Raw genomic sequence first — 14,339 nt, 5'->3', positions numbered from 1 at the left:
GCATTACGCGAGGAAGACCGGCATCGCGCGCCGCATCACGGCCGCCCGGCGCGCTCCTCGAGCACCTTGACATAGGTGCGGCCGGAGGCGGTGACATGGGCCACCATCAGGCGCTCGAAGGCCGCGAAATCCCCCGCCTCGAAGAACCGCAGGAAGCTGCGGTGCTCCTCGTAGGATGTCGGGTTCTGGACGTCGATGGGCGAGCTGAGATTCGTGCGCAGCGCCGCGATCTTGCCCGCCGCGAGGCGATAGGATTCCTCGATGTAGGAATTTCCGCAATGGGTGAACAGCGCCTCGTGCAGCGCGGTGTCGGCGCGACCATAGGCGACATTGTCCCGCTTCTCGAGGGCCTTTTCCATGTCGGCGATGGCGGCGGCCATGGCCGCAATCGTGCCGTCCCTGTCGTGGCGGAAGGCGAGTTCGGCGGCGCGCGGCTCGATGACGGAGCGGAACTCGCACAGCTCCGCGATGTCCTCCGGGCTCGGCCGGAAGACGAAGCTGCCGACCTGGGGGCGGATGGTGACGAGGCCCTGCAACTGAAGCTGGTTCAAGGCCTCGCGCACCGGCGTACGGCTGACGCCGAAGGATTGCGCCAGCGTCTCCTCGGCGATGATGGCGCCGAGCGCCAGTTCCCCCTCGATGATGGCTTGGCGCAGGCGCAGCATGACCTTGGCGGAGAGCGACTTGGGAGGATCGAGCCTGAACGATTTCATCAGGGGCTGTCTGATTCCGGAGACGGACATTCATTCCGGAATTGCTCCGGCCGTCAATGACGCCAGACCGGCACGGGCCGCCGAGGCCCATGCCGGCCACCTGCCGGTCAGTTGCCACGGACGCGCTTGAGCTCCTCGAAGACGAGGGTCAGCGCCTCGTCGCCAATGGCCTTGCCGTGGCGCTCGTAGATGACCTGCGCCTTCTCGCGGATGCGCGCCATCTCCTCCGGCGTGATCTCGTTCACCTCCATGCCCTGTGCCTTGAGGTTGGCGAGGCTGATCTCGGATTTCTCGCGGTTGACCTTGCGCTGCTCCTTCTGGCCCACGGCCGCGCAGTCCTTCAGCACCGCCTGCTCCTCGGGTGACAGCGTGTCCCAGATCTTCTTCGAGAAGAGCACGAGCGTCGGGCTGTAGGCGTGCTTGGTCAGGGTGAGGTATTTCTGCACCTCGTAGAACTTCATGTTCTCGATGTTGTTGAAGGGGTTCTCCTGCCCATCGACGGTCTTCGTCTCAAGGGCCGAATAGACTTCCGAGAAAGCGAGCGGCACGGCATTGCTGCCGAGCTCCTTGAACGTGTCGATGAAGATGTTGTTCTGCATCACGCGCATCTTCACGCCCTCGAAATCCTCGGCCTTGGTGATCGGGCGGCGCGAATTGGTGGTGTGGCGGAAGCCGTTCTCCCACCAGGCGAGGTTGATGACGCCGGCAGCGGGCAGCTTGGCGGCGAACCACTCGCCCGCCTTGCCGTCGAGCACATGGTCGGCCTCCTGCTCGTTATTGAACAGGAAGGGCAGGTCGAAGACGCCGAGCTCGGGGACGATGGAGGTGAGCGGCGCGGTCGAGGTCAGCACCATCTCGAGCGAGCCGGTGCGCACGCTCTGGGTGGCGGTGAGGTCGTTGCCGAGCGCGCCGTCCCAATAGGCCTGGATCTTCATCTTGCCGCCGGTCTTCTCCAGCGTGCAGGCGCCCATGGCGGCAAGGCCGTTGCCCATGGGATGCTCCTTGCTGACGCCGTTGGAGACGCGGAAGGTGCGCTCCTTGAACTCGGCCTGCGCCGATGCCCCGGTGAACAGCACGGCGGCGGCGAGGCCGGCGCCGGCGAGCTTGTAGCAGAACCTGGTCTTCATCTTCGTTTCCTCCTCCGGTTGTTATGAGAGCCATTTCAGCGGGATGAGCACGAGGTCCGGGAACAGGACGAGCAGGAACAGGACGGCGATCTCCGCCCACAGGAAGGGCCACAGGCCCTTCATCAGGTCGCTCATGGGGATCTTGGCGACGCCGCAGATGACGTTGAGCACGATGCCGACCGGCGGCGTGATGAGGCCGATGGCGTTGTTCATGATGAACAGCACGCCGAAATAGACCGGATCGATGCCGGCCTGCTTGATCACCGGCATCAGCACCGGCGTCAGGATCATCAGCGTCGGCGCGAAATCGAGCGCGGTGCCGACGATGACGACGATCGCCATGATGACGAACATCAGGAGGATCTTGTTGCCCATGAAGGGCTCGAGCATCGCCGAAACCTGGCCCGGCACGTCGGAGAGCGTGATCAGCCAGGCGGAGACGAGTGCCGCCGCGATCAGGAAGACGACCACCGCCGTGCTACGCGCTGCCGACACAAGGAGCGGATAGAGTTGTCTGAGCGGCAGTTCGCGGTAGACGAAGGCGCCGACGACGAAGGCATAGACGCAGGCGGCGACGCCGGCCTCGGTCGGCGTGAAGATGCCGAATTTGAGCCCGCCGATGATGCCGAGCGGCATGACGAGCGCCCAGATGCCGTCGATGCCCGCCTTGAGGCGCAGGCCCCAGCCCTGCTTCGGCAGGATCGCGACCTTGTCCTTGCGCGCCACCCACAGCCAGGTGAGCACGAGCGCGGTGCCCATCATCAGGCCGGGGAAGATGCCGGCGAGGAAGAGCTTGCCGATGGAGACATTGGCGATGACGCCGAAGACGATGAGGCCGATCGACGGCGGGATGACCGGCGCGATGACGCCGCCGGCGGCGATGAGCCCGGCCGAGCGCGGCACGTTGTAGCCGGCCTGGCGCATCATGGGGATGAGCAATGTGCCGATGGCCGCGGCATCGGCCGCGGCGCTGCCCGAGATCGCCGCCATGACCACCGCGGCGAAGATCGCAACGAGCCCGAGCCCGCCGCGGACATGGCCGACCCAGGTGAGGGCGAAGGCGACGATGCGCTTGGAGATGCCGCCGGCGTTCATCAGTTCGCCGGCCAGCATGAAGAAGGGGATGGCGAGCAGGGGGAAGCTGTCGGCGCCCTCGATGAGCTTCTGGGACAGGATGGTGGCGTCGATCTGGCCCTGCATCACCATCAGCGCGACGGCGCAGACGAGGAGCGCGAAGGCGATCGGCATGCCGAGCGCCATGGCGCCGAGGAGCGAGATGGTGAAGACGGCGACGGTCATGGCCGCACCTCGCGGGGCACGGTCTCTTCGCTCTCGTGCACCTCGATCAGTTCGTCGTCGCGGATGCGGCCGGTGGCGATGCGCCAGAGCTTGTGCACCGCATGGGCGCCGATGCCGACCGCCGTGACGTAGGCGATGCCGAAGATCCAGATCATGGAGAGCCCGGTGACGGGCGCCCCCGTCGTCGCGTTGACCTCGTGCTGCTGCCATGCGCCCCAGAACAGCATGACGCAGCAGGCGAGGATGAGGGCCTGGCTGAGCGCGAGGCAGACGATGCGGCCGCGGCGCGGCAGCATCAGGAGGACCGTCTCCATGCCGAGGTGCGAGCCGTCGCGCATGGCGACGACGGCGCCGATGAAGGTCAGCCAGACGAAGAAGAAGCGGGAGAGCTCCTCGGAGACGACGATGCCGGAGTTGAAGACGTAGCGCAGCACGACATTGCCGAAGACCATCACCACCATGCCGAGCAGCAGCACCGCGAGCAGGGCGTCGACCAGCTTGAAGGCGCGCTCGATCATCACACCACCTTGCCGGGATTGAGCAGGCCGGAGGGGTCGAGCGCCGCCTTCAGCGTGCGCATCAGCGCGATCTCCGCCTCGCTGCGGGCATGGCCGAGCCACTGCTTCTTCAGGGTGCCGATGCCGTGCTCGGCCGAGATGCTGCCGCCGAGTTCCTTCACGAGCCCGTAGATGATCGCGTCCATGGCCGGTTTCGGCTGGGCGGCGGCGGCGAGGCCCGGCACCCAGGTGACGAGATGCAGGTTGCCGTCGCCGATATGGCCGTAATAGACGCTGTCGCAGCCGGGGATCGCCGCCTCGAGCGCGGCCTTGCAGCGGCGCGCGAAGTCGTCCATCCGCCCGACGGCGAGGCCGATGTCGTAGGAGATGTGTGGCCCGAGCACGGCCGGGAATTCGGCGCAGGCATCACGCGGGGCCCAGAAGGCATCGATGTCGGCCAGCGATTGCGCCACGGCCGCATCGACGAGCAATTCCTGCTCCATGAGGCCCTCGAGCCAGCTCTCGAAACGGGGCCGGTCGATGGCCTCGTCGGTGCCCTGCGCCTCGACGAGGACGTGGAGTCCGTCGCCGGGCGCAACCGGGCTGCGCACGCCGGCGCGCTCCGTCACCACCTGCCAATAGTCCGGCCACATCACCTCGAAAGCCGACAGCAGCGGCCCGAGGCCGCGGCGGGCGGCAGCGAGCAGGGCGACCACCCGGTCGTAGTCGGCGAGCTTGCACAGGGCCGCCATCGTGCACTGCGGCTTCGGAAACAGGCGCAGCACGACGCGGGTGACGATGCCGAGCGTGCCTTCCGAGCCGATGAAGAGGTGCTTCAGGTCGTAGCCGGCGTTGTTCTTCAGGAGCTTGTTGAGATTGGTGATGATGGTGCCGTCGGGCAGCACCACCTCGAGGCCGAGCACCAGCTCGCGCATCATGCCGTAGCGAATGACGCGATTGCCGCCGGCATTGGTGGAGAGATTGCCGCCGATGGCGCAGGAGCCGCGCGAGCCGAGGTCGAGCGGGAAGAGGAAGCCGGCGGCGTCGGCCGCATCCTGCACACGCTCCAGCGGCGTGCCGGCCTTCACCGTCATGGTGGCGCTCGCGGCGTCGACCTCCTCGATGCCGCTCATCCGCTCCAGCGACAAGGCAACCCAGCCCTCCTCCGGCGTGGCGCCGCCGCACAGGCCAGTAAGGCCGCCTTGCGGAACGACGGGAAAACCGACGGAACGGCAGACCTTCAGGGTCATGGCGACGCCGGCAGCGTCGAGCGGTCGTACCACCGCGAGCGGCCGGCGCGGCGCCTGCGGGCTCCAGTCGTTGCAATTGCGCGCGGGGACGTCGTCGCCGACGAGAACGGCACCGGGGCCGAGCTGCCGGCGCAAATCATCGAGAACCTGCTGCCGCAGCGCAGGCGTGGTGATGACGTTCATGATCCTCCCCGACGATATCTTATATGTAAGGTACTAGAATATATGGCGCGACGAGGCCGTCAATGGCGGACTTGCCGGCCTCTCTCTATGTACGCGAGGTGCTCGTCAGCGCTCACGAGAAGGGCGTCGCCAACGCGATCGCGCTGCTGCCTCCGTGGCCGGGCCGGCGAAGCGTGAGGCCAGATCGTGGCGCGCAACCTCTCCGGCAAGGTGCCGACGGCTCTCCTCGACGGCTCCGCGCTCTACGACTTCCGCTTCGCCGACAAGGACTGGCATCGCCCGCATCCCACGCTTGCCAGATGGTATGCGACCTTCGCCGAGCGCCCTTCGATGCAGGCGTCTCGGCCGCACTGACGAGCGGGTGGGGCACGATCTCGCGACCGGCCTTCCGGCGAGGGGCGGTCGGGCTCAGAATCGGCCCCATCAGCGTCCGCCCTGCGGCCGCCGGAGACGACGGCCGCGGACGTGACCAGACAGGAGGTTCCGCTCATGAATGACCAGCATTCATCCCCTGATGCCGGCCGTGCGGGGCGGCCCGAGAGTGCCATCCAGCGGGGCTACATGTCGGGCTTCGGCAACGGCTTCGAGACCGAGGCGCTGCCCGGGGCGCTGCCGCTCGGCCGCAACTCGCCGCAGAAATGCGCCTATGGCCTCTATGCCGAGCAGCTCAGCGGCTCTCCCTTCACGGCGCCACGCACGACGAACGAGCGATCCTGGCTCTACCGCATCCGCCCGACGGTGGCCCATTGGGGCGAGTTTCGGCAAGTGGACATCGGGCTGTGGCGCACGGCGCCGGCGGTAGAGGCCGAGGTGCCGATCGCGCCGATGCGTTGGGATCCGCTTCCGATCCCGGATAAAGAGATGTCCTTTGTCGAAGGAATCCACACCATCACAACGGCGGGCGATGCCGGTGCGCAGGCCGGCATGGGCGCGCATGTCTATCTCGTCACCCGCTCGATGGCGGACGAGTATTTCTACAACGCCGATGGCGAGATGCTGTTCGTGCCGCAGCAAGGCAACCTGCGCCTGTGGACCGAGTTCGGCATCATCGACATCGGACCGGGCGAGATCGCCGTCATCCCGCGCGGCGTGAAGATCCGCGTCGAGTTGCGGGGCGGGCCGGCGCGCGGCTATCTGTGCGAGAACTACGGCGGGGCCTTCACCCTGCCCGAGCGTGGACCGATCGGCGCCAACTGCCTCGCCAATCCACGCGACTTCCTGACGCCGGTCGCCGCCTATGAGGACCGCGAGGCGGCCTCGACGATGTATGTAAAATGGGGTGGCTCCCTCTGGGCGGCGGACATCGACCGCTCGCCGCTCGATGTCGTGGCCTGGCACGGCAATTACGCGCCCTACAAATATGACCTGCGCCGCTATTCGCCGGTGGGACCAGTCCTCTACGATCATGCCGACCCGTCGATCTTCACCGTGCTGACCTCTCCATCGGAGACGCCGGGTACGGCCAATGTCGACTTCGTCATCTTCCCGGATCGCTGGCTCGTCGCCGAGAACACCTTCCGCCCGCCCTGGTACCACATGAACGTGATGAGCGAGTTCATGGGGCTCGTCTACGGCGTCTATGACGCCAAGACCGGCGGCGGCTTCGTGCCCGGCGGCATCTCGCTGCACAACACGATGCTGCCGCACGGGCCCGACGTGGACGCCTTCGAGAGGGCGAGCAACGTCGAGCTGAAGCCGCACAGGCTCGAGGGCACGCTCGCCTTCATGTTCGAGACGCGCTTCCCGCAGAAGGTGAGCGCCTTCGCCGCCGGGACCGAGGCGCTGCAGAAAGACTACCGGGCCTACGGACGCAAGCTGAAGATCCATTTCGATCCACAGAGGCCATGCGCGGCGCCATCATGAGTGGCGCCATGACGGGGGTTCGGCGAGCCCCTTGTTGGAAAGCCGGGAGACCGCGGCCGGTGGCCTCCCGGTCGGCAATAGCTTCGGCGCGTGCCGTGCCACAATCCCGCCCACGCTGGACTGTTCGGAAATGCAGGTGAGTAACTCGATCGCGACATGGATGGGCAATGGGCACGCGGCGGTCGAGGCTCCCATCGGGGACGACGGCTTCTGCTTCGGGTCCGAGCCGTCGCTCGCCGACGTCTGCCTCATTCCCCAGCTCTACGCCGCCCGGCGATTCGAGGTACCGCTCGATGCCTGCCCGCGCATCCTGCATGTCGAGGAACGCGGCCTGCCGGACGTCGCCCGGCAAGAACCACTCCGGGACTGATATCGCGGCCTCGTCGCGCGTCCGGCGGTGCAGGCGACGGCCTGGACCGCCGGACGCACGAGCAAGGCGGCCGGGGCGAGCGGCCTCAGTCGAGCCCGTGCGCGAGGTCGCGCGGGCTCACCACTTTCTTCTGGTAGAGGAGAACGCCGGCCCCGATCGCGAGGCCGACGAGGTCCGAGATAAGGCCGCCCTTGATCATGGCGAGTGCGCCGATGAGCAGGACGACCCGCACGAGTGGATTCAGCAGCCCGAAGAACCAGCCCTGCACGGCGGCAGCCAGCAGAAAGATTCCGACGGACGCCGTGACGAAGACATGCGCGATCTCGAGCCAGTCGCCCTGCATGAGCAGCGCTTGAGAATAGAAGAACATGAATGGCACCACGAAGGCGGCCAGGCCGATCTTGAAACTCTCCACCGAGGTGCGCATGGGGTCCGCGCCCGACAGTGCCGCACCCGCATAGGCGGCGAGCGCGACCGGCGGCGTGATGGCTGACATGACGGCGAAATAGAAGACGAAGAAATGCGCCGTCAGGACCGGAATGCCCAGGCTGATGAGACCCGGCGCCACCACCGCCGCCGCCACGGCATAGGCGGCCGTCGTCGGCATGCCCATGCCGAGCACGATGGCGATGCACATGGCGAAGAACAGGGCGAGCAGCTGGTTCTGCGCCGCGAGCGCCAAGAGCAGGGCAGAGAAGCGGGCGCCGACGCCGGTAAGGGCGATGACGCCGACGATGATGCCGGCACAGGCACAGACCGCCACGAGCTGGATCGACATCTTCGCTGCCAGCTCGAAGGCGCGCAGCACGGCCGCGACCCCCATGCGGTAAGGCGTCAGCCAGCTGACCACGGCCGCCGCCACCATGGCGAGGGTGCCGGCGCGAATGACCGAATAACCCGAGAACAGCGCGTAGATGAGGATGATGACCGGGATGAACAGGTAGACCTGCCTCACCAGCTTGGCGAAGACCGGCAACTCCTCGCGCGGCAGGCCCTTCATGCCGAGCTTCAACGCCTGCAGGTCGACCATGAAGTAGACCGAGGCGAAGTAGAGCACGGAGGGGATGATCGCCGCGACGACGATCTCGGTATAGGGAATGCCGGTGACCTCGGCCATGATGAAGGCGCCGGCGCCCATGATGGGCGGCATGATCTGCCCGCCCGAGGACGCGGCCGCCTCGATGGCGCCCGACGACCGCGCCGGATAGCCGACCCGTTTCATGAGCGGGATGGTGAGCGAGCCGGTGGCGACGACGTTGCCGGCCGACGTGCCGTTGATCATGCCCATGAGGCCGGAGGCGAAGACGGCGACCTTGGCCGGGCCGCCACGGGCGTGGCCGGCGGCGGCGAAGGCGAAGTTGACGAAATAGTCGCCGACCTTCGAGGCCTGCAGGAAGGCCGCAAAGGTGATGAACAGGATGATGTAGGTCGAGGAGACGGCCGTCGTATCGCCGAGGATGCCCTGGTCCGTGTAGATGTAGGTGAAGAAGCGCGTGGGCGTGTAGCCACGATGCGCGAGAAAGCCCGGCAGATAGGGCCCCGCGAAGGAATAGAGGATGAAGATGGCGGCGATGACGACGAGAGCGAGGCCGGCAAGGCGCCGTGTAGCCTCCAGGATGAGGATGACGCCGACGAGCGCGGCATAGAAGTCCGCCGTCTGGGCAAGGGCCGTGCCGGCGCGCAGTCGCAGCGCCCCGACATTGAACAGGATGTAGCCGAGCACCGTGACGGCCGCCACGGCGAGCAGCAGATCGGCCCAGTGCACGCGCCCCCGCGCCCGCTCTGGAAAGAGCCAGGCGCCGGCAAGCGCCGCCACCATGCCGGCGGTGAGGGGCACGCCGTAGGTCTCGAAGACGAAGGCCGGCGGGCGCGCCGCGCCGGTCAGCCACCAGGCGCCCCAGGCGAAAGCGATCATGGCCGCGGCATAGCCGATGCCAGCGGCCGCGGCGATGAGGAGTGGCCATTCCAGGGGCGCCACGCGCAGTGGCCGGCCGGCATCGGCGGGCGCAGCCGAGATGCTGGCCGCCGAGAACAGAAGAAAGCCGAGGACGAGGCCACCCGCGACGTGGATCAGGCGATAGGTCCACGTTTCCAGCGGGTAGAAATTCATCACCCCGATATGGAATGCGGTGTAGAGGATGCACAGCACGATCATCAGCCCGGCGCCTAGGCCGCCTGTGAAATCGCGCTGGTTGCCGGCAAGCGGCTCTTCGTCGACGCCCTGTGCCAGGACGGGACCTTGTCGAGACGTGTCAGCCGGAGAAGTCGTTGCGGAAAGGGGCGTCTGTGGGGTGCCGGTCATAGCAGGCCCTCACCTCGAACATGCGTTGGGTCATCGTCCGGCCGCCGGGCGGCCGGCATATGGTAGCGGAGCCGGCCTGCCATTGCAGGCGGTTCGTCACGTTTTGCCTTGGTGCGCTGTGTGCAGCGGCGGAGCGGCCGGCGGACAGTATCGGGCCGCTTGTAACACACGTCTGCGGTCAGCCGGTGCGCGGCCGGCTAGGGCGGGGGCGGGGCGTACCGCCCCCGCGCGTCCGGCTCAGCCCTTGAGGTTGTCCGGGATCGTGATGCCCTTTTCCTCGAAATAGCGCACGGCGCCAGGATGATAGGGCAGGAAGCTGTTGCGGTCGACGTGGCCCGGCACGGTCTCGGACGCCGTCGAGTGGATCTGCTTCATGCGATCGTTGTTCTCCATCACGAGCTTCACGATCTCATAGGCGAGGCTCTCGGGCATGTCCTTGTGGGCCACGGCAAAGTTCCACAGGCTCACCGTGTCCTGCGGGTCGGGAAAGCCCTGGTAGAGGCCGCCGGGGATCTGGAACTCGGCGAGTTCGGGCATCTTGTCGAGGATGGCCTTCTGCTGCTCCTTGGTGAAGGCGAAGATGTTGACCGGGTTCTCCGCCGCGATCTGGGCGAAGGCCGAGATCGGCACGCCAGCGGCGAAGGCGAAGGCGTCGATCAGTCCGTCCTTGACCTGGCTCGTGGCGTCGTTGGCGCCAGCATAGCTGATGACCGGCTTGACCTCGAGAACCTCGAAGAAGCGCGGCCAGTAGGTGGCGGCGGTGCCGCCGGCCGGACCAACAGCCACACGCTTGCCGGCGAGATCCTTGACGTCCTTAATACCCGACGACTTCAGCGCCACGACCTGAAACGGCGTCTGGTACATGGGGAAGAGGGCGCGCAAGTCCTTGTGTTCGACGCCTGGGGCAAGCTCGCTTTTGCCAGTCCAGGCCTCGTAGGCCGGGCCCATGGTGACGAGACCGATCTGGTGATCGCCCGTCTGCACGAGCGTTGCGTTCTGCACCGGGCCGCCGGTCACCTCGGCCGAGGCGTTGACTCCCAGCTTCTCGCTGATGAAGTTGGCGAGACCGTTGCCGTAGATGAAATAGGTGCCGCCCTGGCTGGCGGTGCCGATGGTCAGGCTCTGCGGCCAGCCGGTCTTGTCCTGCGCCACAGCCGGAGCTGCCAGGAAAAGCGCGGCGGCGCCGAGCGCCGCAAGCGTGATCTTGCGCATCGTTTCCTCCCTTGCTTAGCGAATGCGGGTTGCCGGTGCGGGTTCCCATCCACACTTCGGCTCCGGCCGCATCAACGCGCAGCCACGCCCGTGAGACAATCATTCAAGGGTGGCAAATGCATCTTTTTGCGCCAAGACGCCGACGATGGGTGGAAACCGTAACATTTGGCCGATGCCCGTGGGTGGATTTCCACCCGAAACCGGCATTACTCCAGCTCTGCGGCGGTCCGACGGGTGAGCCCATACTTCTGCATCTTCTCGTAGAGAGTCTTCCGCGAGATGCCGAAGCCCTCGTAGACGGGCTTGAGCGCGCCGCCGCTCGCCGCGAGCGCCGAGGCGATGAGCCGCTTTTCGTAATCCGCGACACGGCTGGCGAGGCTCGCCGGTTCGCCAGACTCATCGGCGCCCTCCTCGTCGGCACAGCCGAGGCCGAGGACAAAACGGTCGGCCGCGTTGCGCAGTTCACGCACGTTTCCGGGCCATGCCCTCTGGCTGACGGCGGCGATGACGTGGGCCGGGACCTCGATGTCATCCCGGCGGTAGCGTGCCCGGGCTTCCGCCACGAGTTGCAGGAACAGCAGCGGTATGTCCTCCGGCCGGGCGGCGAGGGCAGGCATGCGCAGGCTGACGACGTTGAGGCAGTAGTAGAGGTCGGCCCGGAAGCGCCCGGCCGCCACCTCCTTGTCGAGATCCGACTTGCTAAGTGCGATGAAGCGCACGTCGAGCGGCACGGGTTCGTTGGAGCCGAGGCGGGTGATGACCCGCTCCTGGATGACGCGCAGCAGCTTGGCCTGCAATTCGAGCGGCATCGAGCCGATCTCGTCGAGCAGGATGGTGCCGCCGCGCGCGTGCTCGAACTTGCCATAGCGCGGCCGCAAGGCGCCGGGGAAAGCGCCCGCCTCGTGGCCGAAGAGCTCGCTCTCCATCAGCGCCGCCGGCATCGCGGCGCAGTTGATGGCGACGACCGGCCGCCCCGCGCGGGCGCTGATGTCGTGCAGGGCACGGGCGGCAACCTCCTTGCCCGTGCCGGTGTCGCCGACGATCAGCACGTCGGCGTCGGTCGCGGCGATGGCCCGCAACCGGTAGCGAAGATCGACCATCAGCGCGCTGCGGCCGGGCAAGCGCGTCTCGATGTCGTCCCGTTTACCCGCCAGCGCCCGAAGGCGGCGGTTCTCGAGAACGAGGGCGCGCCGGTCGAGCGCGCGCCGGGCGATGTCGCCGAGGTTCTGCACGGTAAAGGGCTTCTCGACGAAATCGTAGGCGCCCTCGCGCATGGCGCGGACAGCGAGTTGCACATCCGCATGGCCGGTGAGCAGGACGACGGGAATGTCCGGGTCGATCTCGTGGATGCGGTTCATCAGCGACATGCCGTCCATGCCGGGCATGCGGATGTCCGTCATCACGAGGCCGTCGAAGTCGTAGCCGACGCGACTCAACACCTCCTCGGCGCTGGCGAAGCCGCGCACGGCAAAGCCGGCGAGTTCCAGCCCCTGCACCGAAGCGATGCGCAGGTCGTCTTCGTCGTCGGCAAGCAGGATCTGCGCCCCGCTCATTCGGCCGCCTCCCGGGGCGCGCCGAGGTCCAGCGCCGCGAGTTGGATGGTGAAGACAGCGCCGCCCTCCGGCGCATTGGCGACGAGCAGATTGCCGCCGAAATCCTGGATGATGTTGTAGGAGATCGACAGGCCGAGGCCGAGGCCCTTGCCGACACCCTTGGTCGTGAAGAAGGGATCGAAGATCCGTCCGGCGATGGCGTCCGGCACGCCGGGGCCCGGGTCGCTCACGCTGATGAGCACTTGGCCGCCCTGTCGCGACGCCCGCAGGGTGATCGTGCGCTCGGGCCGCCCCTCCACGGCATCGGCGGCATTGGTAATGAGATTGACGAGCACCTGCTGCAGGCGCACAGCGCCGCCGCGCACCATGAGCGGGCCTTCGCCAATGTCGGTCACGAGTTCGGCCTGAGCAGCCCTGAGCCGCCAGGCGACGATCTCGAGCGTGTCGCGCACCACGTCGCGCACGTCGACGGGGCCCAGCTTCTGGTTGGGCTTGCGGGCGAAGTTGCGCAGGTGGCGGCTGATGGAGGCCAGCCGGTCCGTAAGAGCGGCGATGCGCCTGATATTCTCGCGCGCATCCGCGATGCGGTCATGGTCGATGAGCACGGCCGCGTTGTCGGCATAGGTGCGCAGCGCCGCGAGCGGCTGGTTGAACTCGTGTGACAGCGCCGCAGACATCTGGCCGAGAGCGGCGAGCTTGCCGGCCTGGATGAGGTCGTCCTGCGTCTGGCGCAGACGCTGCTCCGTGGCGCGGCGCTCGGCCACCTCCGTCTCGAGCCGGCTGTTCACCGCGGCGAGGTCGCGCGTGCGCTCGGCGACCCGCCGCTCCAGCGTCTCGCGGGCCTCCTGCTGCAGTGCCATGCGCTCGGCCATGCGCGCCCGCCGCTGCAGGACGACCGCGGCGACCATGCCGGCAAGCGCAAGGCACAGGAAGATGGCGACGAGCGCGGTGAAAGCCTGGGCTCTGGCCGAAGCTGTGTCGAGCAGCACTTTCACCGTCCAGCCGGCCTCCGGCATCGGCTCGCTCAGGACGAGATATTCGCGCGGCTCGCCATTGGCCTCGCCGATCGTCATCAAGGCGTGTCCGGCCTCGCTGCCATGGCTCTCGATGGGCAGCGGATACAACCGGGCATCGGCATAGCGGCGCGAGGCGTGGGTGCGCGCCAACCGTTCCGGTGTCAGCGGCTCGAGCCCGGCATAGCGCCACTCGTCGCGGCCGGTAAGGAAGACAATGCCCTCCGGATCGGTGACGATGATGACATGGTCGCTGCCGCGCCAGGACAATTCGATGACGTCGACATCGACCTTGAAGACGACGACGCCGCGGATCGCCTCGCCGTCGCGGATGGGCGCCGAATAATAGTAGCCGCGCTTCAGCGAAGTGGTACCGAGCGCGAAGAAGCGACCGCGCTCGCCTTTCATGGCATCCTGGAAATAGGGCCGGTAGCTGAAGTTCTCGCCGACGAAGCTCAGCGGCTCGTCGTAGTTGCTGGCCGCTATGGTGACGCCATCGGGGGCCATGACGTAGATATCGGACGATTCGAGCAGGCCGTTGATTTCCTTGAGATAACGGTTGGCCGTGGCCCTGAGGCCCGGATTCTCCGGCCGCCGCGCCAGCTCGCGGATGTCGTCATGATCGGCGATGAGCGAAGGCAGCGGCTCGTAGCGGCGCATGTGGCCATGGAGGGCAGCGACGGCAAGGCGCAGCGTCGTCTGCCCGCGCGCAGCCGTCTCGGCGAGGTAGATGCGCGTCGCCGCCGTGCCGCCCCAGATGGCAGCGGCACATGCAAGAACGACGAGCACCCCGAGGCGGGCCCATGTGAGCCAGATTTTCCGCAAGTCGCCGCCTGTCGCAGCCCTTTTTCGAGCGCAGCTCCGCGCTCCTTCCTGTCCCCCACATCTACCACAGGCCAGACGGCGATGGCCACCGCCAGGCTGAGTAAGTGCGCAAGCTCAGGTCCACAGATCAGA

Annotated in this window: 12 protein-coding genes; 3 read left to right on the top strand and 9 right to left on the bottom strand. The window is 67.1% G+C overall.

Annotated features, from left to right (window positions below):
* Positions 1-35 precede the first annotated feature (35 nt).
* The 5 genes from ASC46_RS08830 to ASC46_RS08810 all read right to left on the bottom strand — a co-directional run bounded on the left by ASC46_RS08830 (position 36) and on the right by ASC46_RS08810 (position 5,069).
* A complete protein-coding gene (locus tag ASC46_RS08830; RefSeq protein ID WP_055458907.1) occupies positions 36-713 on the bottom strand; it encodes a GntR family transcriptional regulator in 678 nt (225 codons plus the stop codon).
* A gap of 107 nt (positions 714-820) precedes the next feature.
* A complete protein-coding gene (locus ASC46_RS08825) occupies positions 821-1,840 on the bottom strand; it encodes a TRAP transporter substrate-binding protein (protein WP_055458906.1) in 1,020 nt (339 codons plus the stop codon).
* Positions 1,841-1,861: 21 nt separating this feature from the next.
* Entirely contained in the window at positions 1,862-3,139 is a 1,278-nt protein-coding gene (locus tag ASC46_RS08820) for a TRAP transporter large permease (RefSeq protein ID WP_055458905.1), read from the bottom strand.
* Positions 3,136-3,657 (bottom strand): TRAP transporter small permease, encoded by a 522-nt coding sequence (locus ASC46_RS08815; protein ID WP_019402652.1) that lies wholly within the window; start codon positions 3,655-3,657, stop codon positions 3,136-3,138. The genes ASC46_RS08820 and ASC46_RS08815 overlap by 4 nt, the downstream gene beginning before the upstream one ends.
* Positions 3,657-5,069: an FAD-binding oxidoreductase gene (locus ASC46_RS08810; RefSeq protein WP_055458904.1), complete on the bottom strand. Its 1,413-nt coding sequence runs from the start codon at positions 5,067-5,069 to the stop codon at positions 3,657-3,659. Before ASC46_RS08810 ends, ASC46_RS08815 begins: the two co-directional genes overlap by 1 nt.
* 186 nt (positions 5,070-5,255) lie before the next feature.
* Here ASC46_RS08810 and ASC46_RS21600 point away from each other — a divergent pair, with 186 nt between their 5' ends.
* The 3 genes from ASC46_RS21600 to ASC46_RS08800 all read left to right on the top strand — a co-directional run bounded on the left by ASC46_RS21600 (position 5,256) and on the right by ASC46_RS08800 (position 7,302).
* Entirely contained in the window at positions 5,256-5,423 is a 168-nt protein-coding gene (locus ASC46_RS21600) for a glutathione S-transferase family protein (RefSeq protein WP_210165982.1), read from the top strand.
* Between the two features lie 135 nt (positions 5,424-5,558).
* Complete coding sequence (gene hmgA, locus ASC46_RS08805) at positions 5,559-6,932, top strand: homogentisate 1,2-dioxygenase (protein ID WP_055458903.1); 1,374 nt, start codon at positions 5,559-5,561, stop codon at positions 6,930-6,932.
* A 136-nt stretch (positions 6,933-7,068) separates the two neighbouring features.
* On the top strand, positions 7,069-7,302 hold the full coding sequence (locus ASC46_RS08800; RefSeq protein WP_342585598.1) for a glutathione S-transferase C-terminal domain-containing protein: 234 nt from the start codon (positions 7,069-7,071) through the stop codon (positions 7,300-7,302).
* A gap of 85 nt (positions 7,303-7,387) precedes the next feature.
* Here ASC46_RS08800 and ASC46_RS08795 read toward each other — a convergent pair whose 3' ends face one another.
* From ASC46_RS08795 to ASC46_RS08780, 4 genes are all read right to left on the bottom strand, one after another.
* Positions 7,388-9,604, bottom strand: coding sequence for a TRAP transporter permease (locus ASC46_RS08795; RefSeq protein WP_055458901.1), 2,217 nt, complete (start codon positions 9,602-9,604; stop codon positions 7,388-7,390).
* Positions 9,605-9,841: 237 nt separating this feature from the next.
* Entirely contained in the window at positions 9,842-10,816 is a 975-nt protein-coding gene (locus ASC46_RS08790; protein WP_055458900.1) for a TAXI family TRAP transporter solute-binding subunit, read from the bottom strand.
* Between the two features lie 206 nt (positions 10,817-11,022).
* Positions 11,023-12,369: a sigma-54-dependent transcriptional regulator gene (locus ASC46_RS08785; RefSeq protein ID WP_055458899.1), complete on the bottom strand. Its 1,347-nt coding sequence runs from the start codon at positions 12,367-12,369 to the stop codon at positions 11,023-11,025.
* Positions 12,366-14,207: a sensor histidine kinase gene (locus ASC46_RS08780; protein ID WP_055458898.1), complete on the bottom strand. Its 1,842-nt coding sequence runs from the start codon at positions 14,205-14,207 to the stop codon at positions 12,366-12,368. The genes ASC46_RS08785 and ASC46_RS08780 overlap by 4 nt, the downstream gene beginning before the upstream one ends.
* Positions 14,208-14,339 lie beyond the last annotated feature (132 nt).

The sequence above is a fragment of the Chelatococcus sambhunathii genome (genome assembly GCF_001418005.1).
GTDB classification, from domain to species: domain Bacteria; phylum Pseudomonadota; class Alphaproteobacteria; order Rhizobiales; family Beijerinckiaceae; genus Chelatococcus_A; species Chelatococcus_A sambhunathii.
Note: the sequence above shows the minus strand (reverse complement) of the source record. Positions and strands in the feature narration are given on the sequence as shown.